This window comes from Kineosporia corallincola (assembly GCF_018499875.1).
Taxonomy (GTDB): Bacteria; Actinomycetota; Actinomycetes; order Actinomycetales; family Kineosporiaceae; genus Kineosporia; species Kineosporia corallincola.
Map to the genome: position 1 here is coordinate 1 of NZ_JAHBAY010000005.1, position 25,795 is coordinate 25,795.

Consider the following 25,795-nt stretch of genomic DNA (forward strand, 5'->3'; position numbering starts at 1 on the left):
TGCATCCCGACGGGGGGCATGCTGACACCCTGGCCGGCCCCGACGGCCCGTCCGGACAGCACTCGCTCATGATCGCCCCATTACGCTCATTCGCTTCTCACTCAGGACGACGAGCGCAGCGGGCGAACTGTTCATTTCCTCCTCATGTCGAGGAGGTAAAGCCACCGATCCGTTCCAGGCGGTCGCGGAGGACGACGGCTGGGCACGGACGGCCCGGACCGGCTGGCTTCAGGCGTAGACGTTCGGCTTCGGAGCGGCAGGATCTTCCTGCGGCTCCGGCGGTGCCTGGAGCGTCCGTAGCATGTGGGCGATCAGGAGGATCAGGACGCCCAGCAGGACAAGGGCGAGCGCGATCCGCACCAGCACACCGGTGTTCGCGGATGACGGGGCAGACGATGTGGAGGCAGACATCACGACCGGTGCACGTGTGAGTGCGGTGAACGGGTCGATGACCCGCACCCTCAGGCCGGTTTCGTCGCTGTGCCGGGCCGTGGCCAGCATCTGCCGCGCCACGCCGGCCGCGTCCAGGTGCGGGAAGGCCGCCCGGATCAGCGCGGCCTCCCCGGCGGCGAAGGCCACCGCGTACTGCGTGCCTCGCACGAGCACCCGCGGGGTGCCGGTGCGCCCGACGGCGTGCACATCTGCCCCCGGAGCGACGATCTGGATCGAGGATGAACGGTACTCGGCGATTGGCGATCCCTTCTCGTCGATGCCGCCGACTTGAACGACCCCTTCGGTGGGCAGCGGTCGGCCGTCGGCCGGATCGGTCTCCAGCTGGGCACCGGCCACGACGACCACGTCGTCGGCCACCGCGTCCTCGATCGCCGCCACCACTGCCACCTCGCTCGTGTCGACGTAGGATCCGAGGGCGATCACCGTCGCCCCGGCCGAGACCGCCTCGGAGATCGCGCGGGCGTCGATCTCGGCCTTCGAGCCGTGCTTTCGCACGGTGACGCGAATCGGCATCACCGTCGCGTCCGGCGCCACACCGGCCCAGGCGGCGCCGGCCGAGGGCTGGGCGGCGATGATCGAGCCCATCGCCGTTCCGGTTCCCAGACAGTCGATGTCGCCGAGTCCCTGGCCCGAGACCACGTTCGTGCCCACGCTGACGTGGCCGGCCAGCGCCTTGACGCTGCCGTCCACGCCGGAATCGATGACGGCGACCAGTTGCCCCGCGCCCTTGCTGTACGACCATGCCCGCTGCATCCCGATCTGGGTGCGGGCCCATTCGGGTTCCTGGCCGGCTGCTGCGAGCCGGGGGCAGTGGCGCACCTGTCCCGGCACGGTGGCGTTGCCGCCCCGGGTCGTGCCCACGCCGGCGGTGGATGCGGCAGCCGCACCGGAGGACGACGCGGAGGGTTCGGCCGTGGACGATCCGGCACCGGTCGTCGCGTCCCGGGAACCGGTTTCGCTCGTCTCGGCAGCGGTTTTCGTGCTCTCACCGGTGTCCGCGCCCAGCACGCTGCCGTCGGCCGGCGGGCTGGCCGCGGTGATGGTGCCGTCCGTCAGCAGGCCGTACTGCACCCCGTCGCCGACCGCGTCCCAGGGCAGCACCAGTTTCCAGCCCGTGGTGAGGGTGTCGGCGTCGCTCAGGGCGCCTCCGGCCTCCTGTGACCGGGCGACGTTGAGGTCGTAGATCTCGATCGCGCGGCCGGCCGATCCGAGCAGGCGCTGGGCGATCTCGTCCAGGCGTTCCGGTGCTCCCGCGTACGACGGGAGCACCGTGTAGTACTTCAGGTATGTCGCGTCGGCCTGGGCGGCATGAACCGCGGACGTACCGGCGGTGGCGGAGGCGCTCTGCGGTGACCCCAGCGTGATCCCGCTCAGGAGCATCATGACCAGGGCGACCCGGCCGGCGCACCGCCCCGTCGCGACCGCTCCACGGCTGAGGTCAGATGTCTGCACGACTACTACGACGTGATCGGGAGGTCATGTGTTCACCGATCGGCCAGCTGTTCAGGGGGAGCGTCTCAGTCCTCGTGCGGGCCGAACGGCATCATCGTTCAGAGCAGTCCCGAGCGCACAGCGAAGGCCACCACCTGGGATCGGCTCCGCATCTGCAAGCGGGTCAGCAGACGCGACAGCATGTGCTTGACCTGACGCTCGGAATACTGCATGGCGACGGCGATCTCGGCGCTGGAGCACCCCTCGGCGAGCAACCGCACCAGTTCCACCTCCCGCTGCTCCAGCCCTGAGTGCGTCACACCGCGGGGACCGAGCACCGTCCCCTGTAGTTCGGCGACGTCCTGGACCAGTTGAGCCTGCTCCTGCGTCGACAGCCCGTGGTGACCGTCGCCGACCAGGCGCACGAGATGCAGGAACCGGTCGGCGGACAGGTGCGGTCGCCAGATGACGGCACGCAGCCCGCCCTCTACGATGTCCAGCAGGTCTGGGTCACCCACCTTTTCGAGAATCATCACGGCGGGCATCGGTCGGCCATGACCCGCCCGGCGGATCCGCTGGACCATGTCCGGCGTCAGGTAGGGCGTGGACACGGCCAGGACGTCGCTCTCGGCCGGCTGTGCCAGCCGCAGGTCGGGCTGATGATCGACGATGTACTCGATGCCGAGGGCGTCCAGCGGGTCGTCCGTCAGTACCGCGACCCGCAGAGGAGCTGGCGACGGCATCTGCGGACCGGGCCCGGTGGCAGCCTGTTCCGGGGTTTCCGGTTGTGGGACGCGCCCGGTTCGATCGTCCTCCGTCCAGGGGTGCGGCACCATCACCCCGGGCGGTGTACCCGGCCATTCGCCAGGTGTTTTCACTTCGTTTCCGTCGCCTACCATCATCTGCCTTCCGAAAGCTCCTGGCATGCATGGTGGTGCGCGGCTCGCCCTACGGGCCGCGCCCTCTGCGTCCACGGCTGGATGGCGGCAACACGTTCACCCGCGGGCCTGCTGTGTCATGTCCGGCCACTGACAGGCACCTGCCTGTCAGTGGCCGGTTTCGTCCGTGTCCTGGGGGTTCTCGACCACGAGCACCGACGTTCCGGTCAGTGACGCCAGCCTCGAGGCGAAGTCCCCGAGTCCAGCTTCTGCTGCGCCACCCGTCGTCCGTGCGCCCCGGACGGTGACGATGAGCACCGGCCGCTCGTGCAGCCCGGCCGCGATCAGGTCCCCGGCCATGGTCTCGGGGGTGATCCGGTCCCTCGCCGTCCAGGGCGATCCGCACCAGCGGTAGGCCCGGACCAGCACGTGGCCCGCAGGGATCGGGACGGGATGCGGTGACGGCGTGTCCTGGTAGTCCAGCCCTGTCACCACCCCGTCGGCGGTCACGACGCGGGGGGCGGGACGCGCGCCCACGTCATCGCCCGACGGCCGTAACCAGGCCGGTTCGACCGATTCGTCCAGCAGCCAGACCGGTTGTCCCGGCCGGTTCAGTCCCTCACCCAGTGATCGGGGCAGGCTGGGGCGGCGCTCGATCAGCGCCTCGGCCTCCGCCGGCAGGAGAACGGTTTCCAGTTCACCGTTCTCGGTCCAGCACGCGTCGGTGACGGAGGTGATCGGGGAGATCGCACCGCTGCGCCCGAGGCCGGTCAGCCAGGTGAGCACGGCGACCCAGGCGGCGTCCGGATCGGGCAGACGGCGCACGAGCGGGGCCACCTGTGTCAGGTGGAGGTTGCCTCGGCGGGTCACGGTGTCCCGGGCCAGCACGGTGATGATGTCGGTGAGCCGGGGGGTTTCGTCAGAGGGCGGGGGCAGGGGACGGTGCTCGACCGTGGGTGCGGGGTCGATCAGCCGGGTGATGTCCAGGTCAAGGGCCCGCAGCAGGCGGTCGTGGAGATCGGCGGTGCGGCGTACCGCCGGGTGGCGTTCGGCGGCGGACGTCGTGCCGATGAACCGCCTGGTCATCCGCCGCACCCCGCCGTACAGGCCGGGTTCGTCATACCGGTAACGCAGCCGCGCGATCTCGCGTAGCAGTCGCGGCGCGGGGTGCCCGGCCGGGGCCACCAGCACGCCGTTGCCCAGGCCGTCCGGCGTCCCGGACGGGTCGTGACGGCTCAGGGTGAAACCGGTTGCGGAGCGGGCAACCTGGCCGAACAGGGTGGTGAGCTTTCCGGAACCGGCGAACCGGTCCCCCGCCGGGACGCTCGCACCGCCCAGCAGAGTGACGATCTCGGTCCGCAGATGCCAGGCTGCCACGGCCAGGCCCGGCCGGGAGCCGGTGGCGCTCTCGGCGGCAGCGTGTTCCCAGAGCGCCGGGCCGGACTGCTCCGCGTGCAGCACCTCGCCGAGATGAACCACGAGGACGCCGTTCTCGCGGGCCCAGCCGAGCATCGACCGGATCCGTGCCGCCCTCCCGCCGGGTGGCGACGCCGGGTCGGCGAGCGCCTCGGCCACGTCGGCGCGGGTGATGTCGACCCAGAGCACGAAGTCCACCTGACCCGCGTACTGCCGCGCCGCATCACTGATCGCTTCGCGGGCCGGGTCGTCGGCGGGCAGGGGGCCGCCGAGGCGCACGACGTGGACCAGGTGCGGAAGTTCGCCGGTTGCAGGAAGTTCCGGCGCTCCGGGGGTGCTGCTCCAGGTACGGGCCGCCCGGTCGCGGGTGACGGTGCTGACCGGTCCGGTCTCGCCGCGCATCAGCCGGACGCCCAGTTCCCCCTGGTCCGGCGGCTCGGTCGCGGTGTCCTGGTCCAGCTGGGCCAGGTCCAGCCAGCGCAGGAAGGGAGCGACGGCGCCGGCCGGCAGGAGCGCGGGGTCGAGGGTGAGCCAAGGCGGTCGTGGCGGGCGGGCCCGGAGACGGTACGGGTCCGGGCCCATGGCCACGGACAGCTCGCGTTCCAGGGCGGTGGTGTACAGCTCCGGGGTGGTCAGGCGCCGGAGCCAGGGCAGGACGCGCCGGAGGGCCGTGGGGACCGCGACGTCCTCAGTCGGCTTGTCGGCCGGGTCGTCGGTCGGGTGAGGGGCAAGGTCCGGCCAGGGGGCCGGGTTCACCGGTCCGGTCGTCAACGGCACTGTTCGCCCGGGCGATGGCTGATCATCGGTGACAGCCGGGAGCTCACCCGGCCGATCGTGACCGTCCTCTTGCCTGTGGCCCCCACTGTGGCCCTGACTGCGGCCGAGGATCACCAGGACCGGACGTCGCAGCAAGGCCGACAGCCTGGCTGCGAACCAGGTGCGCCCGTTCTCCGGGCCCCCGGTCATCCGCAGCAGGACGGTGGTACCGGGCGCGCCGGCACCGGTCAGCTGAAGCGCGACGTCCTCCGGTACGACCCGGCGCTCGGCGCCCTCGGCGTCGGTGGCCCAGGCGCTCTGGTGGTGCCCGGCCAACTCGACCCCGACCAGGCCGTCCGGCAGCCAGTCGGCGGTGGTCACCACGGCCCGGGCTGCCGCTTCCCGGCCGCGGGCCCGCCCCGCCCGGGCCCGGTCGGCGGACAGCAGACGAATCGGCGTCACGGCCTCGTCCAGCACCCAGGCCGGTTCGCCGGGCAGTGGCGTGGAGCCGCCGGTGAACCAGTCGTGACCGGCGGTGACCGGCTCGATGAGCGCCTCGGCCTCGGCCGGCAGCCCGAGGTAGTGCGGGCTGCCGTCGTCGGCCCAGCGGAAGCGGGTCACCGACGTGGCCCGCAGGCGGGGGTCGCTCTGCCCGAGGATGGCGAGGAACCGCACGATCGCGATCCAGACCGCGTCGGGGTCGGGCATCGCCATCACCACCGGGGCAACGGTGATCAGCTGAAGGTTGCCCGGGCGGGCCGTCATCCGGCGGACGAGTGCACTGATCACCCGGGCGGTGCGGCCGGTGATGTCGTCGGTGGACGAGGCGATCCGGCGGACGGGAGAACCGGAACCGGTCCAGGTGGGGGTGTGCCCCACCGGGGTCACGCCGGACACCGGCACCAGCCGGGGGTCGCCCGGGCGCAGGCCGAGCCGCTGCATCAGCCGGGCGTCCACCTGCCCGGTCCGCCGGTTCCCGGTGGAGCGGTGCCGCAGCCGCTGCGGGGCGGCACCGGCACGCCGCCGGGCCAGGCCGCCGGGGCCGAAGAGCTGCTCCTGGGTGGACGAGCACGCCTGGCGGTCCAGCTCCCGCCACAGCAGCAGCGCCGGATGCCGGGCCGGGGCCACGATCACCCCGCGTTCAGCGGGGGCCGCGGCGCCCGTGGACAGGGCGAGGACGAGCTCCGAGCGGGCCACCGCTCCGAACAGATCCTCCAGAGGTCGCCCTGCGGGTCCGGCCGCACCGGGCAGCACGAAGCGGTGACCGCCGTCCACGTAGGCCCCGCCGAACCGGGTCAGGATCTCCAGGCGCAGCCGGTCGGTGGCCGCCGAGTACCCGTGGGGCAGCAGCTCGGCCATGTCGCCGGCGTACTGGTCGTTCAGCCTCATCGGGGCACCGGTGTGGAAGACCTCGTTCACCGAAACCACCGACACACCGTGCTCGCGGGCCCAGTTCATCATCGCGACGATGCCTGCCGCCCGGTCCGACCGGTGCGGCGCTGCCAGGGCCCGGCTCACCTCGTCCCGGGTCAGGTCGGTCCAGACCACGAAGGACAGGCGCCCGGCGTAGTGACGCGCGGCCGCCCCGAAGTTGACCGGCAGGAGACCGTTCCCCCGGGCGGTGCCGCCGATCCAGGAGCCGTGCACGACGTGCGGCAGCGCGCCGCCCCGACGGAGCGCCGGGGCCCCGGGGACTCCCCAGCCGGTGCCTGGGCGCACGGGACTGACCGGCCCGGCCACGAGCCGTCCTGGGGCCAGCTCCGCGGGCGACGGGGCGAGGAGGTCCGCGCCGACCCGGGTCAGGCTGAGCGCCGCCAGGAGTGCCGCCACCCGGTCGGCCGGCACCTGGTGGACGTCGGCCCCGGCGAGGTGGGCGGGTTCGGGCGGCGGACGGCGGATCCCGAACAGGTCCGGACCGAGCCGGCTGGTCAGCCGGCTCTCGTACGTGACGTCAGCGACGCCCGGGTCGAGACGGTCCCGCAGCCAGCCGAGAACGCCCCCGCCCCCGTCGTCCCCGACCTCACGGATCGAGGCGGCCGGCGCCGGCGCGACGATGTCGGCCTGCTGCTGCACCATCCGGACCAGCCCGGAGACGATGGTGGACGACGCCTGCCAGGACACCCCGGCCAGGTCCGGCGGCCGCGGACGGGTGCCGGATCGGGACGTCGCGGTTGCATCCGGGGAGGGACGCGGCGCCCTGGTCTCGGCGCGCAGGTCGCGGGCGAGTCCGGCCGCACCTGCCTGGACGTTGCGTGCTGTCCCCGGGATTCCTGGCCGGCCGGCGACAGGATCTTCGCCTGGCGCGTTCTCCTTCACCCCTGAAACCACGGACGTGTGGTGAGCGAACGTTCACCGCCTCGTGGTGGATGCTCCCTGGCGCGTACAGTTTGTCCTTCACGTCCCTGAAATCTCTCCCATCCCGGTCTCGATCACCTCCGGCGCAGCTGCCATGCGCCGTGGAACAGGACGGCACGATTTGCCCGGTCATGGCTCCTGGGTGCGCGGGCTCGCTCGCCGCAAGGGTTCCGCCTACGCCCTTCTGGCCTCGATGGATCCCTCCCAGCCAATCCTCGGAGCCCGCCAGCAGCTGATGCAGCGCCTGGTCGAGGTCACCGGGGCCGGGCGGGCGCAGTTGTGGCAGGCGCTGCCGGAGCACCCCGACCGGCTGCGCCTGGTCCAGAGTTTTCCGCCGGAGACTGGGTCGGCTCGCGAAGTGGACCTGGCGAGCATCGGTCGCCAGGCGGACGGGGTCACCCTCGTCCTGCCGTGGCGAGGGGACGAAGGTCGTGGGCCGGTCCTTGCCGCACTGACACTCAACGTCCGGTGCCGGACACGCCGTGCCCACCGGGAACTGGTCGACACCGCCAACTGCCTCGTGGTGCTGCACCGCCGGCAGACACTCCTGAACCAGCTCGGCCGGCAGGTCGGCCACACCACGCAGCTGGCGGGGGAGGTCCTGGACTCCTCGCGCCGACTGGCCGGCATCCGCGAGCTGGAACGCCGTCGGGTGGCCGCGGAGGTGGCGGTCTTCGCCCAGGGCCGGCTGGCCCCGCTGCACGCCGGCGTCGACCGGCTGGCGCGGGCTCCGGAAAATGCCGCGGAGCTGACGCAGCTGCGGGTGGAACTCGACCGGTTGGTCACCGACTTCCGGGCACTGGCGCGAGGCATTCGGCCACGGGTCCTGTACTCCAAGGGGCTCCGGGCAGCCCTCAGCGAGGTAACGGCGGGCCACCCGGGACGGGTGCGCATCACCGGCACCGTGCCGCCCCGGCTGGACCCGGAGGTGGTGGCGTCGCTGTACTACCTGGCCGCCGCCGCCGTGCAGGCCGTCAGCCAGGCCGAGGCGGACCTGGACATCGTCCTGGAGTACCGCCGTCTGCGGGTGGATGCTCTCGGGGTGCAGATGACGCTGCTGGTCGGCCTGGGCGGGACGCTCCGGCCGGGACAGGCTCGCGTGATGATGCGGGCAGCCCTGGCCATGGACGGCGACCGGCTCGCCGCGGTCGGCGGATGGTGCGAGGTGGCTGAGGAGGAGTCCGGCGCCCACGGTCGGCTGCAGGTCGTGGCCTGGGTCCCGGACCGGCTGGAGCCCCCGGCGCAGGCCGCTCTGGTACCTGCCGGGAACCTGCACGCACGTGTGCGTTCCCAGGCGCTACGGCTGGTGGCCCGCTACGCCGACGCCGACGGATCGGCCCGGGCCCGGCACCTGCTCAGCCGGCTGGACGAACCGGTCCACGTCGCCGTCGCCGGACTGCCCGCCCCCGACCTGCCCCACGCCGGCTTCACGCAGACGGTGCGGGCCCGGCCGGATCTGGTGCTGCTGGTCAACAACGACCTACCGCGGCAGCGGCCCCGGGGAGCACTGCCCGCGGGCGTCGTCGACACTCCCCCGGACGTCATCGTCGGGCCGGTCCCCGGGACGCCGCGCACGGAGTACCAGATCCTCCTTCCGGGAGTCGGCCCGCTGCGTTCGGGCATCCCTCCCGAGCGGCTGTCCGAGGCGCTGACCACCGAGGTGGTGGCCCGGGCCGACCTGCTGCGGGCACGGACCGTGCTGAGCACGATGCAGCAGCTGGTGCAGGCGTTCCCGCCACCGCCGGACCAGCTGGGGCTGCTGGAGCTCGAGCTGGCCGAACTGCGGCACGGCGCGTGGGAACTGACCGAGCTGGAGGCGTTGGGACGAACCGGATCGGGGGCCCTCGTCTCACCGGGGGATGAAGCCCAGGACGGTGGTGCCGCCGCCCGGGGCAGTGCGCACCTGAAGCCGTCCTCCCACGGCCAGGACCCGGCGCCGCATGTTGGCCACGCCGGTTGAGGTCTCGAGAGCACCCGGGGGGATGCCGGGGCCGGCATCGGCGACGCAGAAGCTGAGGCCGGCCGGGCCTTCGGCCAGCCGAACCCACACCGGGGCACCGGCGGCGTGCTTGCGCGCGTTGTTCACCGCCTCCAGGCAGATGAAGTAGACGGCCTGTTCCACGATGCTCTCGTAGCGACGTTCTGGACACCACTGCGAGGCGTCCAGGTTCACCTGCGCGCCCGCGTCGCGGAACTCGGCCTCCAGCGCGGCGGCGACACCGGCGTCCCCCAGCAGCTGGCCGTCCCCCGCCGCGACGGTCAGCAGGGACTTCTCGGTGAGGGCGAGCCCGGCGCGCAGACGCTGGAGCTGGCTCTGCACTCCTGCCGGATTGCCCTGCACCACCTGGAGTTCCAGAAGCCCGAGCATCATGCCGAGGGCCACCAGATGGTGCTGAGCGCCGTCGTGCAGGTTGCGCTCGATGGCCTCGCGCTCGGCGTCCCGTTCGCCGAGGGCACGGCGGCGGGTGGCGGCCACGCGCTCGGCGTGCCCGCGGGCCGACTCCAGGGACCGCTGCAGTTCCGCGTTGATCATGGTGTTGTGCAGGACCGGTCCCAGCACGCCGGCCGCATCGGCCAGCAGACGCCGGTGACGGCGGGTCAACCGACCGTGACGCTCCACGGACAGGACGCCCATGGTGGTGGTACAGGCGGTGACCGGCACCCGGTACCCGGCCTTGGGTCCCTGCGACGCCGAAGGCGCCTGCGGCCCGGGCCAGGAGAATTCCCGGCCGTCGGACAGGGTCAGCCGGACCCGCGCCACGCCGAGAGCAGAGTGCAGGTGCCGGCAGACCTCGGTCAGGCGCAGCAGGTCCGGGCCGGGAGCCAGGCGCGCGATCGCCTTGAGCACCCCGCCCCGTCCCTCGGGCAGAGCGGTCACTGGTCGCGCCGGGTCCGGAGGTAGGTCAGCACCGCCAGGACACGCCGGTGGTGGGAGGTGGCGTCGTTGGGCAGGCCGAGCTTGGTGAAGATGGCGGCGACGTTCTTCTCGACGGCCTTGGCCGAGAGGAACAGTTCCCGGGCGATACCGGAGTTGGACCGGCCCTCGGCCATCAGGCGCAGGACCTCGGCCTCCCGCTCGGTCAGTGACCCCAGGGCGTCGGACTGACCCGCTGGACTGCCGACCAGCTGCCCGGCCACCACAGGCTCGATCACGATCTCCCCGTCCGCGACCCGGCGGACGGTGTCGCGCAGGGCCACGGCGCTGGAGATGCGGTCCTTCAGCCGGTACCCCACGGCCTCCGTGCCGATCCGCAGAATCTCCATCAGATAGTGAGCTTCACCGTAGTGGGACAGCAGAAGCAGACCGGTGCGTGGATACCGGGCCCGCAGTTTCCGGGCCGTGGTCAGGCCACCGTCGGGATGCGGCGGCATCCTGATGTCGAGTACGGCCACGTCGACCGGTGCGCTCTCCAGCAGCGGGAAGAGTTTGTCGCCGTCGTCGACCGCGCCGACCACGACGTGACCGGTCGCCTCGAGGAGCAGGACCAGCCCCTCCCGGAACAGGGCGCCGTCCTCCGCCACAGCGATCCTCAAGGGAGGCGCGAAGGATTCGGCCGGGCGTTCATTCATGCGGCGTAGTCATAGCGTTGAGCCTTCGGTGCCTCGCGTGATCCAGCAGGGGGACGCAAGGGATTATTGTGCAGAGCAGGAAATATTGCACTTATGTGCTGCACAGGAAGGGGCGCCTTGACCTACGGCCTGGGCATCGATCTCGGAACCACCTTCACGACCGCGGCCGTCAGCAGCGGCGGCGAACCGCGGATGGTGCCTCTGTCCGAGCGGCAGGCCGTGCTCATGCGTTCCGTGGTGAGGATCGAACCCGACCATCTGGCGGTGGCCGGTAGCACGCGCAGCGGCAGTCCCGCCATCGCCGCGCACCGGTTCCGGCGTCATCTCGGGGACTCGAAGAATCTGACGGTGGCCGGGCGCACCGTGAACCCGGCGGCTCTGCTCACCACCTTGCTGGCCAATGTCCTGGACCGGGTGGCCTGGTCCGAAGGTGCCCCGCCGGATCAGGTGGTGCTCACCTGCCCGGCCGTCTGGGGCCCGTACCGGCGGGAGCAGCTGATCGAGATCGCCCGCCGCGCCGGGCTCGCCCGTCACCAGGTCACCGTCGTCAGCGAGGCCGAGGCGGTGACCGCGCACCATCTCCTGAGCCACCCCCTGCCGGACCCGGCGCTGCTCGCCGTCTACGACCTGGGAGGCGGAAGCTTCGACGCCACGCTGACCTACCGGCACGACCGCGGCACCGGCGGTGCCGGGGGAACCGGCGTGCTGGGCGTGCTGGGCGTGCCCGAGTCTCTGGAGTGGTTCGGCGGCGTGGATCTGGACGAACTCATCCTCCGGCAGGTGGACGAGACCTCCAGCGGAGCACTTTCCCTGCTGGAGGGCCGTCTCCCCGAGCAGGCGGTGACGATGGACCGGGTCCGCCAGGCCTGCGTCCGGGCCAAGGAGAAACTCTCCACGGTGCCTCCCGACGGTCAGGTTCTCGTCCAGGCCCCGCTGCCCGGGCAGGACCGGCCGGTCAGGATCAGCCGGGCCCAGCTGGAGGGGTGGACCCGCCCCTACCTGGAGGCCGGGCTTCCCAGTCTGCGCCGGGCGTTCGAGTCCGCCGGCGTGCACGCGCGTGATCTGTCCGCTGTTCTGCTGGTCGGCGGCATGGCCCACGTTCCCCTGGTGGTCTCGATGCTCACGGACGATCTCGGCAGGCCTCCGTACGTCCCTTCAGAACCCCAGCAGGTTACGGCCCTGGGCGCCGCGGCGCTGGCCGCATCTGCTTCCTGACCGGCCGGGGCCGCCAGGCCGCCGGGGCGAGCTCCGCAGAAAATTTCTGAGAAAGAACCGGCGCGGGCGATCCGCCCGAGCGTTTCAGCCGTACTGAAGGTAGGAGCCATTTTGCTGTCCGTGAGCGGTCCGTGGCACCGCGCCTCCGCCCGCGCACGACAGACAGACCCGGCTTAGCCGATGTGCCGGCCCCGGGCAAGAGGGAATTCCCTACTCTCGAACGGGGGAAAAGCCTTCACGCAGGGGGGAGCACCCCATATCGGGCCGGTAGGCATCCTTGCCAGGGTCGGGGTATGTCGCAGAACGCGGAAGAGCCACCGGCTCTGACCCTTGTGTCTCGCCCCGCCGAAGGGCCCGCCGATGGACCGGACGACAACGAGCGACGCTTCGTGGACCTGGTCGGCGAACACCGTCCCGCTCTCCTGGCGTACGCGATCCGGCTGACCCGCGGGGACGTCGGGCGCGCCGAGGACATCGTCCAGGAGACGTTCGTGCGGGCCTGGCTGCGGATCGACCGGCTCACCCCGGAACAGGGCTCGGTGGGCTCCTGGTTGCGCCGGGTCGCCTACAACCTCGCGGTGGACGGGCACCGGATGCGTCAGGTCCGGCCGCCCGAGGTGGAGCTGCAACAGCACGACGTGCCGATGCGGCAGGATGGCGGCGACGGAACCGAGCAAATCGTTGTGGGAATGGTGATTAGAGACATGCTCACCTCCATCTGGCCGGAACACCGGGCCGTTGTGGAAGAGGTCTACCTGAGGGACCGCACGGTCGCCGAAGCCGCTTCGGTACTGGGCATTCCCGTGGGGACAGTGAAGAGCCGCCTGTTCTACGCGCTGCGCACCTTACGTGGGACCGCTGCCGAAAGCGGCCTTCGGGCAAGCTGAATGAACGGGCCTCAGGCCGCGACTATCGCCGCCGTCATCGTCATCGCGCTCGGTCTGATACTGATAGGCCTGGGCACACGCCAGAAACCACCCCCGGCTTCCGCCCAGGAACAGGGAGACTCGCTCGAGTTCGACGAGGAACAGGAACCGGCCTACCACCACCAGGCCGCCGCACCGCTGTTCGAGCCGACGACCGAAGATCTGACCCAGCTCGCCGGTCTCGTCGGTCTGAGCGGCCCCGCCGAATCAGCCGACGACTTCGAGGATCCGGACCCTCCGCTGGTCGTCATCGAGACCCGGCCGTTCGTTCCCCTCGTCACGATGGGTCATGAGAGCACGGCCACGGAGCGGGACGCCTGCCGCGAAAGGATGGGCACCGGGCTGGATCCCGACCTGGCCGAAGTGACGCGCCTGATCGAGAGCCGGCCGCCCGAGCTGCGCGGCATGCTGATGAACGCCCCCGCGCCGGTCGTCCACCAGGAGCTTGCCGTCCTGCGGGCCTACCTGCGGGGCGCGCTCGCCGGGCTGGACTCCCGGTTGCGCAACGGTCCGGCCGAGCCCGGCGACCGGGCTTTGGCGGCCTGCCTCATGTCGGGCCTCAGCCGCCTGCCGGTGCACCACGGCGCGGTCTTCCACCGGGCGCCGCGCGACGACCTCTCCTTGGACGCCTTCTTTCCCGACAGCGTCCTGATCGAGCCCACCTTCGTCCGGGCCGACCGGACTTCGTTCCCGGCCGGCGGATTCGGGGAAGGCCCTGCCATCTCCTACGTCATCTGGTCCGAGACCGGGCGTCTGTGCCCGCTTTTCGCAGGTCATGCCGACACCGTGCTGTTCGCGGCGACGTCCCGCTTCCGGGTTCTCGCCCTGGACCAGCAGCAGGACGACGCGACCGTCTACCTGGCGGAGGACGTCGATCTGCCGGGCGAGCGGGGCGGGCGACGGCCTCAGGTGCTCCAGCACCTGCGCGAGCAAGCCTTGTCCGCGGGAATCGGCCCGATCGACGGTCCGGCACCGTCGCCCACCCCGCACCCCGGCCTGGACGACAACGGTCGCCCGTTCGCGTTCAGCACCGGCACCACGGTGGCCCTCTGATCCAGAACCCGGTCGGCGCATGTGGTCCAGCAGTGGGCCCGCGCGCCTGACAGCCACCCCGGGGTGTGTGCCGGTGCAGCGCGACGACGGCAAGACGCACCCGACCCCACCCGGTTGCGTCGTGACCGGACTCATCAGGACGTACGGGAATCATCTCTGCGGTCAAGGATTTTCAGGATAAAATCCTGCCAGGCACGTCACCGCGCAATTTTCGGCAGGCCGCCCGAGGTGCCACCGTCACCAGGGCAGGCCCTTCGGCGCCGATGGCCGAAGACACCCAAGCAGCGGCGAGTGTCATCGCTTCCCCACGGACTTTCTTGCAGCGCGCCCGGTAGAGGCCGCCCGGTGGTGGATCACCCGCTGCGTCACTCCGCCGTTTTTTGAGATGAAATCTTCTTCCAGAAAACTTTTTTCATCATCTGACCGCCGAGCAGGTCGATCTTGTACCCCAAACGTCCTTGAGTTACAAGGATCCCAAAACGGACGCGGCAGCGCTAGCGTCCATCCGTCAGCACATCCGCTCCAGGAGGTTCGGTGAACATACGCAAGGGCACGACAGCCGCCGTCACCGGCGCGCTGATCACCATCGCGCCCCTCACGGCAGCCGGAACGGCCCAGGCCGCCCCGGTCTCGTACACGACCACCCCGGAAGGCGTGACGCACGAGGAGAATCCGCGCGTTCCGGAGGGCGCGGTGTGGACCGAGGTCTATTTCCCCTCCAGCGACGGCAGTGGCGTGGAGCTGCACGCCGACGTCCTGCGTCCGGCCAACCTGTCGGCCAGCGCCAAGACACCCGTGATCCTCTCCGTGGGGCCCTATTTCGGGCACGCCGGTCAGACCGAGCCGGAGGACTGGACCGAGACCGGACCCTCCAACCGCTTCGAGGACTTCACCAGCGGCGCTGACCTCTTCGCCAACGGTTACACCTTCGTCATGGCCGACCTGCGCGGCTTCGGCGGCAGCACCGGCTGCCTCGACGGTACCGGCCCCGGCGAGCAGGCCGACGTGAAGGCCGCCATCCAGTGGTCGGCGTCGCAGTCGTGGTCCACCGGCAAGGTCGGGCTGTACGGCAAGTCCTACGACGCCGGCACCGGCCTGGTCGGCAACGACCTGAAACTGCCCGCCCTGAAGGCGGTCGTGGCCCAGGAGCCGACGTGGAACAAGTACAACTATCTGTTCAGCAACGGGGTGCCGCGCCCCAACGCCACCTCCTCCCCCGCGGCCTACAACTCCATCGCCACCATCGCCCCGCTGGCTGACGACACCGCGCACTACCAGGCCAATGCGACCTACGAGGAGAGTCACCCCGAGTGCCTCTCCGACAACCTCTCCGACAGCTACAACCCGGACGAGGACTCGGCCTTCTGGCAGGAACGTAACCTCGCGGCCAAGGCGGCGGGAACGAGCACGCCACTGTTCGTCACCCAGGGCTTCATCGAGAACAACACCAAGCCCGAGGACATGGAGCTGTACCTCGACAACCACCAGGGTGTGGAACGGGGGTGGCTGGGGCAGTGGCAGCACGTGCGCGGCAACGAAACCGACGACGAGGGCAACCTGCTGCAGGGCCGGGCCGGGTTCTTCGACGAGGTCATGCGCTTCTACGACCAGTACCTCAAGGGTGTCCGGCCGACCGTGGAGGACCCTGCCTACGCCATTGAGGACAGCACCGGCGCCTGGCGCGCCCAGAGCACCTGGCCGGTCTCCGACTCGTCACTGACGACGTCCCTGCCGGACGGCGAGTACCTGGACGACGGCGCCGCCTCCACTCTGAGCGCCACGACCACGACCGAACGAAGGGCAGCCCAGCAGCAGGACGACGAGCACGCCGTCGACCCGGCCCCGCCGGCCGGCCGCAGCGAGTCGACCCTGCAGGCGGAAGACACCACCAGCAGCTACTTCCGCTACTCCACGCCGGCGTCCACGCGTGTGCGGATCACCGCCACCCCGCGCATCACGCTCGACGCCAGTGCCCAGGGCAACGTCATGGTGCGTCTGTGGGACGTCGCCGCCGACGGGAGCGCCGTGATGTTCGACGAGAACGTCTCCCTCATCGAGCAGGCGGGTCAGGTCTCCCTCGACCTGAAGTCGACCGACTGGACGCTCGAGGCGGGGCACCAGCTCGGCGTCCAGATCGGCACGATCGACAGCACGAGCTGGCTGGACACACCCAGCGACGCCACCATCCAGGTCACCGGCACCAAGCTCGATCTGGAGCTGCAGAACCCGGCGTCCGACGTGCCGACCCAGGGTGACCGCTCGCCGTACCTGGACACCTATCTCACCCAGTACACCCGCACCCTGACCGACGTCGACGAGGGCACCTTCTCCCTCGACGCGGACAGCGAGTCCTGACCCGAACCGCATCAGGTGTGCCCCGCCGGGCCGGTACGGCCCGGCGGGGCACACCTGCACGTCCATCCTTCAAGGCCGCGGCCCGACCGGCTCCAGTCCGGGGACCGAGCGGATGGCGCTGCTCCGGCCGGCATCCGTCCCGGGGTCGCGGGCCCGCCCGATCAGCATCTGCCCGTAGGACTCGTAATTGCGCTCGCTCAGAACCACGTGCTGTGCGGCGACAATGACGTCACGGGCATTGCGCCGCAGCGGGTCGGAAAGATACGCCGCATCGTCACCGCGAAGCCGCATGGCCGTCACGGTGATCTCCGCGGCGACGTCGGCCAGGTGCGTCATCACCGCCATCAGCCGGACATGCTCGTCCTTCGAGGGCGGAGACCCGGCATGCGCAGCGGTCCAGACCTCCGTCAGTGTCTGGTAGGCATAAGCACGCGCTGCAGCGAGCTTGATGTCGAGCTCCGCGAGAGCCCGCTGCCCGTGCTGTCTTCCAGAGACATCTCCGGGTCGCTGCGGAGCGCCCCGCACGGCGCCGACGTGCTCACGAACCGCCGCCAGCCCGTGCCGGGCCGCACCGGCCAGCAGACCGATGGTCGGCGTGAGGCTGAACTCCATCACCGTGTGCCGGGGACCGCCCCGCCGCGACGCCGGGGGGAACGGGATGATCCGGTGATCCGGGACGAACAATTCCTGCGCGGTGACCGAGCAGCTCCCGGTACCGGCCACCCCAACCACCTGCCGCTCGTCGGTGAGGCTCAGGCAGGTGGTGGGCGCCACGCCGATCGTGAGGGTGCCAGAATGCCGGGCTCCGAAGAACACCCAGTCCGAGTGCCGCACGCCGGACATGAAGGACCAGGTCCCGGTGAAGGTGTAGCCCCCCTCGACGCGTCGCGCGGTCTGGGTGGTGACGGTCGCGTTCCCCGCTGCCGCAGGCCACTGACCGCCGAAGATCTCCTTCACCGCCCGTTGCGAGCAGAGGGTTGCCAGAGAACCGACGGCGGAAATCCCGATCATGGCGGTCCAGGCGGTGGATGCGTCGGCGGCAGCGAGCTCCTCGATCACCTCGGCCTCGGTGACCGGATCGACAGCAAGGCCGCCGATGTCGCGCGGCGCCGCCATCCGGAAGAACCCCGGTCCGCGCAGCGCGCCCAGAACCTCGGCCGCCAAGGTCCGGTCCTTCCCGGCCCGGGGCGCGTGACGACGGACGACATCGCGCAGGGAGGCGGCAGCCTCGACAAGTTGAGGGCGCTCCGGGGACCGCAACAGCGCCGGAGCCCGGGTACTTCTGGGGACCAGTGGCGTGGCGGCAGCGAGCATGGCGATGCTCAATCCTCCCGGTCCCGCAGAAGGGACGGGCCTCCCGCAGCTGATCGCCCGCGTCCCACGAGCAGTAGGTCCTCACCGGGAACCGGACCGCAGCAGGCGTGGCTTTCCCGGCCTCGTCGTGCGACTCTCATGTGAGTCCTCCGTTGCTTCGCAACCGTGCCCCGTGCACGAGTCACGACGATCCTGCCCGGCCGTGTAGAGCGGTTCCAGGAATCCGCACGATCCCGTACGGCCTGATGCTGAACCTTTTCCGCGCGCCGGACGTCCGAGAGGGATCGCTAGCCCGGCGGGTCCTCCGCGGCGCCCGGACGGCGGGTGGACAGTTCGCGGGCGGATCGGGCCGCCTCCGTCTTGTTGATCTTCAACCAGAGCCGGTGTGCCTGCTGCTTGTGCTCGTAGGCCAGCTGAGAGTCGCCAAGGCGCTGGTATGCCTCGCCGAGCCCGGCCTCGATCAGCGCCAGCCGCTCCACATCGACGACGCCCTCGTTACGGGCTCCGTCATGCGCGACCAGATATTCACGGACTGCGGCCTCCGGGTTGCCTTGTGCCAGGGCGACATCGCCCAGCCCGACGTACGCGGCCAGCTGGGCCGAGCGGTGGTTCCCCTCTTTCAGCACCTCGAGACTCTCCCGGAAAAAGGTTTCCGCCCGCCGGTAATCGCCCTGCTCCTTGTAGACGTCCCCGAGATTGAGCTGCGCGACTCCCTCGGTGGTGCGGAAGGCCAGGGTCCGGGCATTCTCCAAGGCCTCGAGGAGATGGGCCTCGGCCTCGGCCAGCCGGCCCAGCTTCACCTCCGTCCCCCCGAGGTTGCACAGGGAAACCGCCTCCAGCCAGGCGTCCCCGTGACGTCGCGCCAGGGTCATGGCCTCCTCCAGGTTCTTGGCGGCCTGCTGGTAGAGCCCCATCCCGAATTCGGCGCCGGCCAGATTCTGCAGCGTACGGATCGTCTCCGGCCCGTCACCGGTACGGCGCCGGATGGCCAGCACGGCCAGCAGGTTTCGCCGGGCCGCCCGGGCCTGCCCGGTCCTGGCCTCGGCCACTGCCCGGTAGGACAGCACGCTGAGCAGACCGGTTTCGTCGTCGCACCGTTCGTACAAGTCCCCGGCCACCTTGAGGTGGGCCAGGGCCTCGGGAAAGGCGGAGCGCCGCATCTCCGTCATGGCCAGCTGCATCACCGCATCGGCCTCTCCATGGAGGTCGCCCGCCTCCCGAGCCACGCGGACGGCCTGTTCGTGCACGCTCAAGGCGATCTTGTCGAGTCCGCGCATCCCCAGGTAGCGGTGCAGCGCCGCACTGAGACCGCCCGCGTAGCCCTGCCGGTCATGGGACGACAGAGGCATCTGGGCAGTGGCCACCAGATTACTCAGCTCCAGATCGAGCCAGGCACCCGGCGCCTCGGAATCCTCCGGCCGCCCCTCGGACGAAGGCCGCTCGGGCGACGCTGCTGACGAGGACGCCTGTTCCACCCGCTCGGTCTCCCGCACCGTCCGGGTCAGATAGTGATCCAGCAGACGGTTCAGGGCTTGCCTGCGATCGACACGGCGGTCCTCGTTCACCGCGAGCGCGGCCACGAACTCCCGGATCAGGTCATGAAAAGTGTATCGGCCGGGGCTTTCCTGCCGGATGAGATGCTGCGCCGCCAGGTCTTCCAGCAGGCCGGTCATGGTCTGCACGTCGAGGTCGGCCAGGGCTGCCGCGGCGGCGGTGTCGAAGGACTGCCCCGGATGCAGGGTCAGAGCCCGCAGCACCCGCCGGCTCCCGGGCGGGAGACTGCGGTAGGAGACCTCCAGAGCCAGGGCGACGCCCGACTCGAACTGCCCGGTCTCGCGGCGCTCGTCGAGCCAGTCGGCATGATCGGTCGGTGTCCAGCCGCTCCTGGCCCGCATCTGACCGGTGGCCAGGGCGAGCGCCAGCGGCAGGTGCCCACACCGCTCGGCGATGCGGTCGACGGCGCGAGCGTCTTCAGACGTCGCCGTGCGGCCCAGTGCGTCGGTGATGTAGAGACGGGATTCCGGGGGCGTGAACGGGTCGAGCTGGACGGGCTCCGCCTGCGGTACGGCGAGTACCCGCCGGCTGGTGATCAGCACCAGGCACTGTGGTTCCTGCGGAAGCAGTGGTGTCACCTGCTGCTGGCCGCCGGCGTTGTCGAGCAGGATGAGCATCCGCCGGCCGGCGACGCGTTCCTGGTAGAGGGCCTGCCGGTCGGCTGTGCGCACCGGGATCTGCTGTCCGGGCACGCCCAGCAGCCGCAGGAGACTGTCCAGCACCGCGTCGGGGTCGGCGGGTGGCTGTGACTCGTGGAAGCCGCGCAGGTCGACGTAGGCCGCCTCGTCGAGCACCCCGTCGGTGAGCAGGAGATGCGCGAGATGCACGGCAAGCTGGGTCTTGCCGGCGCCGGCCATGCCTTGCACGGTGAAGACGAGTGGCGTCCTGCGCGGGTGCCGGGACGGCGATGCCGGGTCACCGGCCAGGTGCCGCACGTGCGCGATGATGTCCTGCCGCCCGACGAAACCGCCGCTCACACCGGGTAGGCCGTGGAGGACGCGCACGTGGTCCGGGGCCTTGCTCGCGCCGGTCCGGACCTTCAGCGCCTGCCGCCAGTGATTGACATATCCCGGGTCGGGGTGCAGTGCGCCGACCACCGACGTCACCAGGTCGTGGTCGAGGCGTCGCCGGCCGGGACGGAAGCAGTCCACCACCGTGGAACGGCCGACCCTCTCCCCCGGTGGGCGTGCCTCGTTGACCCGCCTCGTGATCGTCTCGTAGGAGGGCGCACCGGCCCACTGCTTCAATTGCAGCAGCTGCTCGGCGATTTCGTCGAGCGTCGACGCCTGCCCTGGATCGGGAAGACCGTCCAACCAGGTTTGCACCGCCACTCCCAGGTCACCCACTTGTCCGCATCGGCCGCGACACGCTACCAGGCACACCTTTGTGTGCCCTTGAGCGCTTGTTCGTGCTCAGGACGGCGACAGGCTGCTGAACCTCACGCCACCGTGCGTGCGTAGTCCCACCGGGCGGGTCCGCCGCCTCGACGGACGGCAGGTGATCCGGAAAGGACTGTGATCATGAGCATTCAGACGGAGACACTGTTCAGGCATCTGACAGGTCATCACATCGGGTCCACGGCAGCATTGCTGACCCGGGTGAGCGCCGAGGAACGCGAGACGCTGGCCGAGCAGCTGTCCCAGCACGTACGGCGCGAAGGGCCTGAGGGCAGGCGGTCGGGATCCCCGCTGACCTCTCCCCTCCCGGCGGCCGCCGTGGCCGCCGTGGCGCTGATGCCCTCGGCCGCTGAGGCCGCGGCGTTGCTCACGCGCCCCTCGCTGCGCCCCGACTGGTCGCATCTGCCGGTGGAGCGCCTGGTCTCCACCGCTGCCCGCCGTGGTGTCTCCTGGCTCCCCGACCTGGCCGTGCGGATGGCCGCGGAGATCCGGCCCGGCGATCTGGGTCAGGAGTGGCGGTCCGTGGCCCGGCTCGTCACCGCCTGTGCCGCAACGGTTCCCGACGACGTGCGGTTCGTGACCGGCTGGGTCGCCTGGTTGCTGTCCCCGACCCGGTTGTGGGGGTGGCCGTCGGACGAGAACTGGCAGGTCGTCCTGATGTCGCAGCGTCTGGTGGACGGCCCGTACCTGAGTGCTCTGCTCCCGCAGCTCTTCCGGATCCCGGGTCTGGGCGTCCTGCTGTCTTCGAAGGGAGCGGCCCTGGCACCGTCGCTGGCCACGCTGGCGGCCACCGGCCAGGTGGACCGGGCGCAGTTGCTCGACGGCTGCCTCGACCGCCTGCGGCAGGGTGACCGCCCCGCCGCCCTGCGCTTCTTCACGACTCTGCACGATCTCCTGAGCCCCACGGACGACGAGCGCGCCGCACGGGCCGGCGACTATGTGGCCCTGGCCGAGAACGGGGATCCCCGCACCGCCCGGTTCGGCCTGCGTCATCTGCACGGTCTGCTGCGCTCCACGCGGCTGGATCCGGAGCTGCTGCTCGAGCACGCCCCGCGGTTCCTGGCGCGGTCGGAAAATACGGTCTCCCGCGACAGCGTGCACCTGCTGGACTTGGCTGCTTGCCAGAACCCCGCACAGGCAAGGGCTTTCGTCGGGATCCTGATCGATCATCTCGCGATCCTGCCGCCCACGGTGCAGGACCAGGCGCTGGACCTCGTCCTGGTCCAGGCTCGGCGACTGGGCCCCCAGGTGATGGACCTCCTGGCGCGCTCGGCCTCCGCGCTGCCGCCCGGGTTGCAGGAACGGGTTCACCACGAGCGCCTCGGCACCAGGGTCACGCGTTCCGACCTGCCCACCGAACCCGTGACCGAGCAGGTCGCCGGGTGAGGGGCCGGCGCAGCCTGCCCACGGGCGTGGCTCGCGGCGGATCTTGCTGAACCGGGTGCGGTCGGGTGCGGTCGACGTCTCGCCCGGCCGGGCCCCGCTCGGTCGCCGGCATCTGTTCCCCCGAGCGGAACAGATGCCGGTCCCGCGCGAAGTGCCTTGACGCTCAGGCCATTCGCGCGGGCCTGCCGCGCGGCAGGAGCCGGAGGGGTCAGTGGCCGGTGCCGGCCAGAATCGGTTCCAGGGCGTCGAACCAGGCCTGGGCGATCTTGGTGTAGCCGCCGTCGTTGGGATGGATCTTGTCGCTGAGGATGTCGTCGGTGGTCAGAACCGCGTTCAGGTCAACCAGGTGCACGTTCGTGGCGCCGGCGGCGACCTTGTCCGCCACCACCGTCCTGGCCCCGGCGTTGAACTCGTCCACCTGGGCGTCGTCGGTGGCGTCCCGCGAGGGCTGAAGGGTTCCCACCATCAGCGTCACTCCGGGCCGGGCATCGAGGATTTCGTCGATCAGTGCCCCCAGGCGCGCCGGGGCGTTCGGCAGGTCGTAGTTCTGCAGGGTATCGTTCGTTCCGGCGGCCAGCAGAACGACGTCCGGCTGGTACGTGGCCAGCCAGTTCTGAGCGCCGGCGGCGACCTGGTCGATGCGGTAGCCCCCATGCCCCTCGTTCTCGGGGTCGCTCATGGTTCCCGAACTCAGGGAGCCGACAAAGTCGACCGCCACCCCGGCCTCGGTGAGCTCGTCCCGCAGCTCGGCCCGGTAGCCGTTGCCGGTGGTGGACCCGGTTCCGTAGGTCATCGAGGCCCCGAGCGGCATGATCTTCACCGGTTCCTGGGCCGCCACCTCGTCGGCCTGAGCGTTCGGCGAGAGCCCGAGAATCCCCAGCGCCGTGATCCCCACGACGGCCAGACACCTACTGGTAGAGGGACGAAACATGATTGCCTCCTGGCGAGGTCGGATCCGTATGGCTCATTTCTGGCACCTGTCAGTAGCCAGCAGCGCCACCGGCGGGGCCGATGTGCGCCAGCCTGATTCACGGACGGGGGCAGCACCAGGTTCAGTGCCGGCCCCCGAGACGGTCGCCGGAATCTGGGCACGCCCCGACCCCCACCCCGAATCTTCCAGGCCACAGGCTATTTCGCGATCCGCGCGGTCGTCACAGGTCCGCACTCAGACCGCTCCTCACGCAATCACCGACGACGAAAGACGAGACGACTGCGGACACTACCGCCACGATCTGTCAAAAGGTCCATGAAGAGCTGGCATTCGATATCAGCGGGTCATAGCATCCCTTGAGAACTTCCGCATCTCGCCGGGAGCCACACGCTCTGCACTGCCAGGACAGACGGCCTACCGGCCCGAGCCCGCAGTGATCACGGACCCGGGGCGTCCTTCTCCAGTGCCGTGATCACACTCGCCAGATGCGCCCGCGCCGCCGCCTCGGCGGCCGCCGGGTCACGGGCCACGATCGCGTCGATGACGGCCAGGTGCTCGCCCAGCGACACCTGCGGCCGCCCCGCCCGCATCGCCAGCCGGAACTGGTGGCGCACCAACTGCGCGTTGAGGCGGTCCAGCAGCCGGTCGGCGACCGGCTGGTCGGCGATCTGCCGCACCCGCCGGTGCATCTCACGGTTGCAGGCCGAGTAGACGGCCGGCTCGCCGTTCTCCACGGCGGCGCGCATGCGGGCGCCGATGCCGAGCAGCTCGGTGTCGTCCTGTTCCGTGGCCAGCTGGGCGGCGCGGGCGGCGCACAGGCCTTCGAGCACCATCCGGCACTCGGTGATCGCGATCGCCTCGGCGACCGAGATGATCCGCACCCGGGCGCCGCGGTTCGGGATGCGCTCGACCAGGCCCTCGGCGGTCAGGTCGATGAGGGCCGCCCGCACGCTGGCGCGGGTCACTCCGTAGGCTTCGGCCAGCTCGGCCTCGATCAGCCGCTGCCCGGGTGACAGGTCGCCCCGGCCCAGCGCCTCCCGCAGGGCGCCGATCGCGAGCTGGGTGCCGACCGCCCCCTCTTGCAGACCCTCAGCCAACCCGGCCACCTCGCCGCATGCTCCTACCCCTGTTTTCGCACACCGTCAGACAATGTCAACAATATCGTCAGCATTCTCGGGCGCGTGTGGAAGGGCCGTTCAGCGGTTCATGTCGACTCGATGTGCCCGACTCCGGACTCCGCTCCGGTCAGCGTGAGCGGCCAGGCCGCGGCGTCCACCCCGAGCGCCCACCGCAGGTAGGCCAGGGTGGTGCGGCGCAGCAGGCCGAGCACGGCCGGGTTCTCGTCGGTGGTCTCGGCGGCCTCGTACCCGGGGATGCCGCCCAGCGAGTGCTCCGCGCCGAACAGCGTCAGCAGGCTCTTCGGGCCGGGGCTGAGACGGTAGGCGTCGGTCATCCAGTCCGGGCCGCGCAGGCTCAGCGGGGAGTCGTCGCGGTCGCCGGCGACGATCAGTGCGGGGGCCCGCATCCCGGTGAAATCCGGGTTGATGAACGGGAACCGCTCAGCCGACTCCGGGGTGAGGTCCGCGCCGCTGCCGGCGGTGGCCAGGAGCACGCCGGCCCTCACGCGCGGGTCGGACAGGTCCTCGGCGTCCCCGGTTCGGCGGTCGGGAACCCGCAGCCCGAGCAGGCTTCCGGCACTCTGCCCGCCGAAGGAGTGCCCGGCCACCGCGATCCGGCCGGGATCCAGACGCCCGCGCAGGCCGGGGACGGCGGCCTCGAGGCGGCCGAGATCGTCGAGCACACGCCGCAGGTCGTCGACCCGCGAGCGCCAGATGCCGGGCACGCGCGGGTCGCCGGGTTCCAGGCCGACGGTGCGGGAATCGAGGAAAGTGGGCTGCACGACGGCGAATCCGTGGGCCGCCCAGTAGTCGGTCAGCGGGTGGTAGGCGTGGTGCGAGGAGCCGTAGCCGTGAGCGAACAGCACCACGGGCAGCCCGCCGCCGTGCACCGGCGCGGACACCCGCACCTGGAGGTCGGTGCCGCGGCCGGGCGCGGGGACCACCAGGGGCTCGACCGAAACGACAGGGATGCTCTCGGGCATGACAAGGCCTCTCCGGCAACGAGTATGAAAACGGGACGTCGTCCCGTTTCGAAGATATGGGACAGCGTCCCGGTTGACAAGTAGGCTGTCCCGGTGAGCCCGGACCAGACCGCGCGCCCCCGCCGGGCCGACGCGCGCCGTAATCAGGAGGCCCTGCTCGCGGCGGCGGCCGGCGTCTTCGTGAGCTCGGGCGTCGAGGCGCCGATCCGCGAGATCGCGGCCCGGGCGGGCGTGGGCACGGCCACCATCTACCGGCACTTCCCCACCCGGGCCGACCTGATCGTCGCGGTCTACCGGCACCAGGTGGAGGCGCTGGCGCTGTCCGGCCCGCAATTGAGGACGACGAACACCGGCCCGCACGCGGCGCTGGCCGAATGGCTCGGCGAGTTCGTGGATTTCGTGATCACGAAGCAGGGCCTGCCGGCGGTGCTCCAGTCCGCCGACCCCTGCTACGACCCGCTGCACACCTACTTCGTGGAGCGACTGGAACCGGTGTGCCGCGAGCTGCTCGACGCCGCGGCCGAGGCCGGCGAGATCGCCCCCGGCCAGGACGCCTACGAGCTGATGCGGGGCATCGGCAGCCTGTGCGCCGGGGCGGGCACGAACCGGCGCTACGACGCCCGGCACCTGGTCGGGCTGCTGGTGGCGGGGCTACGGGTGGAGCCCCGCCGGTAGCCCGGTGCCCGATGCCCGGGAGAATCCAG

Annotated in this window: 17 protein-coding genes; 7 read left to right on the forward strand and 10 right to left on the reverse strand. The window is 71.0% G+C overall.

Going from position 1 to position 25,795, the window contains the following annotated elements; genetic code table 11:
* Nucleotides 1–228: 228 nt before the first annotated feature.
* The 3 genes from KIH74_RS12875 to KIH74_RS12885 form a co-directional block, all read right to left on the reverse strand.
* On the reverse strand, nt 229–1,836 hold the full coding sequence (locus tag KIH74_RS12875; protein ID WP_214156126.1) for a S8 family serine peptidase: 1,608 nt from the start codon (nt 1,834–1,836) through the stop codon (nt 229–231).
* 167 nt (nt 1,837–2,003) lie between these two features.
* Nucleotides 2,004–2,627 carry a helix-turn-helix transcriptional regulator gene (locus KIH74_RS12880; RefSeq protein WP_214156127.1) on the reverse strand — a complete coding sequence of 208 codons (624 nt, stop codon included), beginning with the start codon at nt 2,625–2,627 and terminating at the stop codon, nt 2,004–2,006.
* 303 nt (nt 2,628–2,930) lie between these two features.
* The gene (locus tag KIH74_RS12885) at nt 2,931–7,250 is read right to left on the reverse strand and encodes a hypothetical protein (RefSeq protein WP_214156128.1); all 4,320 of its coding nucleotides are present in this window, start codon (nt 7,248–7,250) and stop codon (nt 2,931–2,933) included.
* Between the two features lie 181 nt (nt 7,251–7,431).
* Between KIH74_RS12885 and KIH74_RS12890 the strand changes: the two genes are divergently transcribed.
* On the forward strand, nt 7,432–9,249 hold the full coding sequence (locus KIH74_RS12890) for a sensor histidine kinase (RefSeq protein ID WP_214156129.1): 1,818 nt from the start codon (nt 7,432–7,434) through the stop codon (nt 9,247–9,249).
* On the opposite strand, the gene KIH74_RS12895 is transcribed toward KIH74_RS12890, so the two are convergent.
* On the reverse strand, nt 9,139–10,167 hold the full coding sequence (locus tag KIH74_RS12895; RefSeq protein ID WP_214156130.1) for a sensor histidine kinase: 1,029 nt from the start codon (nt 10,165–10,167) through the stop codon (nt 9,139–9,141). The two genes, KIH74_RS12890 and KIH74_RS12895, sit on opposite strands and share 111 nt — an antisense overlap.
* Nucleotides 10,164–10,823, reverse strand: a complete 660-nt coding sequence (locus tag KIH74_RS12900) for a response regulator transcription factor (protein ID WP_372492057.1) — start codon at nt 10,821–10,823, stop codon at nt 10,164–10,166. Before KIH74_RS12900 ends, KIH74_RS12895 begins: the two co-directional genes overlap by 4 nt.
* A gap of 153 nt (nt 10,824–10,976) precedes the next feature.
* Here KIH74_RS12900 and KIH74_RS12905 point away from each other — a divergent pair, with 153 nt between their 5' ends.
* The 4 genes from KIH74_RS12905 (at nt 10,977) to KIH74_RS12920 (ending at nt 16,408) form a co-directional block, all read left to right on the forward strand.
* On the forward strand, nt 10,977–12,074 hold the full coding sequence (locus KIH74_RS12905) for an Hsp70 family protein (protein ID WP_214156132.1): 1,098 nt from the start codon (nt 10,977–10,979) through the stop codon (nt 12,072–12,074).
* A gap of 293 nt (nt 12,075–12,367) precedes the next feature.
* Nucleotides 12,368–12,961 (forward strand): sigma-70 family RNA polymerase sigma factor, encoded by a 594-nt coding sequence (locus tag KIH74_RS12910; protein WP_214156133.1) that lies wholly within the window; start codon nt 12,368–12,370, stop codon nt 12,959–12,961.
* Nucleotides 12,962–14,053 carry a hypothetical protein gene (locus tag KIH74_RS12915; protein WP_214156134.1) on the forward strand — a complete coding sequence of 364 codons (1,092 nt, stop codon included), beginning with the start codon at nt 12,962–12,964 and terminating at the stop codon, nt 14,051–14,053.
* Between the two features lie 534 nt (nt 14,054–14,587).
* A complete protein-coding gene (locus tag KIH74_RS12920) occupies nt 14,588–16,408 on the forward strand; it encodes a CocE/NonD family hydrolase (protein ID WP_214156135.1) in 1,821 nt (606 codons plus the stop codon).
* A gap of 69 nt (nt 16,409–16,477) precedes the next feature.
* Here the strand turns inward: KIH74_RS12920 and KIH74_RS12925 are convergent, their stop codons facing one another.
* Together KIH74_RS12925 and KIH74_RS38560 are read right to left on the reverse strand one after the other, a co-directional pair.
* Nucleotides 16,478–17,722: an acyl-CoA dehydrogenase family protein gene (locus tag KIH74_RS12925; protein ID WP_214156136.1), complete on the reverse strand. Its 1,245-nt coding sequence runs from the start codon at nt 17,720–17,722 to the stop codon at nt 16,478–16,480.
* A 287-nt stretch (nt 17,723–18,009) separates the two neighbouring features.
* Complete coding sequence (locus tag KIH74_RS38560; protein ID WP_214156137.1) at nt 18,010–20,601, reverse strand: tetratricopeptide repeat protein; 2,592 nt, start codon at nt 20,599–20,601, stop codon at nt 18,010–18,012.
* Nucleotides 20,602–20,796: 195 nt separating this feature from the next.
* On the opposite strand from KIH74_RS38560, the gene KIH74_RS12935 reads away from it, so the two are divergent.
* A complete protein-coding gene (locus tag KIH74_RS12935) occupies nt 20,797–22,059 on the forward strand; it encodes a DUF6493 family protein (RefSeq protein WP_214156138.1) in 1,263 nt (420 codons plus the stop codon).
* Between the two features lie 208 nt (nt 22,060–22,267).
* Here the strand turns inward: KIH74_RS12935 and KIH74_RS12940 are convergent, their stop codons facing one another.
* The 3 genes from KIH74_RS12940 to KIH74_RS12950 form a co-directional block, all read right to left on the reverse strand.
* Nucleotides 22,268–22,990, reverse strand: a complete 723-nt coding sequence (locus KIH74_RS12940; RefSeq protein ID WP_214156139.1) for an SGNH/GDSL hydrolase family protein — start codon at nt 22,988–22,990, stop codon at nt 22,268–22,270.
* Nucleotides 22,991–23,427: 437 nt separating this feature from the next.
* Nucleotides 23,428–24,087 carry a GntR family transcriptional regulator gene (locus tag KIH74_RS12945; RefSeq protein WP_214156140.1) on the reverse strand — a complete coding sequence of 220 codons (660 nt, stop codon included), beginning with the start codon at nt 24,085–24,087 and terminating at the stop codon, nt 23,428–23,430.
* A gap of 107 nt (nt 24,088–24,194) precedes the next feature.
* A complete protein-coding gene (locus tag KIH74_RS12950) occupies nt 24,195–25,091 on the reverse strand; it encodes an alpha/beta hydrolase family protein (protein WP_214156141.1) in 897 nt (298 codons plus the stop codon).
* Nucleotides 25,092–25,184: 93 nt separating this feature from the next.
* Between KIH74_RS12950 and KIH74_RS12955 the strand changes: the two genes are divergently transcribed.
* Nucleotides 25,185–25,766: a TetR/AcrR family transcriptional regulator gene (locus tag KIH74_RS12955; RefSeq protein WP_214156142.1), complete on the forward strand. Its 582-nt coding sequence runs from the start codon at nt 25,185–25,187 to the stop codon at nt 25,764–25,766.
* Nucleotides 25,767–25,795 lie beyond the last annotated feature (29 nt).

Bases quoted from the DNA above. Each gene is read 5' to 3' on its own strand.
- KIH74_RS12935 (WP_214156138.1), top strand. From the start codon at position 20,797: ATGAGCATTCAGACGGAGACACTGTTCAGGCATCTGACAGGTCATCAC.
- KIH74_RS12925 (WP_214156136.1), bottom strand. From the start codon at position 17,722: ATGCTCGCTGCCGCCACGCCACTGGTCCCCAGAAGTACCCGGGCTCCG.
- KIH74_RS12880 (WP_214156127.1), bottom strand. From the start codon at position 2,627: ATGCCGTCGCCAGCTCCTCTGCGGGTCGCGGTACTGACGGACGACCCG.
- KIH74_RS12950 (WP_214156141.1), bottom strand. From the start codon at position 25,091: ATGCCCGAGAGCATCCCTGTCGTTTCGGTCGAGCCCCTGGTGGTCCCC.
- KIH74_RS12940 (WP_214156139.1), bottom strand. From the start codon at position 22,990: ATGTTTCGTCCCTCTACCAGTAGGTGTCTGGCCGTCGTGGGGATCACG.
- KIH74_RS12915 (WP_214156134.1), top strand. From the start codon at position 12,962: ATGAACGGGCCTCAGGCCGCGACTATCGCCGCCGTCATCGTCATCGCG.
- KIH74_RS12910 (WP_214156133.1), top strand. From the start codon at position 12,368: ATGTCGCAGAACGCGGAAGAGCCACCGGCTCTGACCCTTGTGTCTCGC.
- KIH74_RS12875 (WP_214156126.1), bottom strand. From the start codon at position 1,836: ATGATGCTCCTGAGCGGGATCACGCTGGGGTCACCGCAGAGCGCCTCC.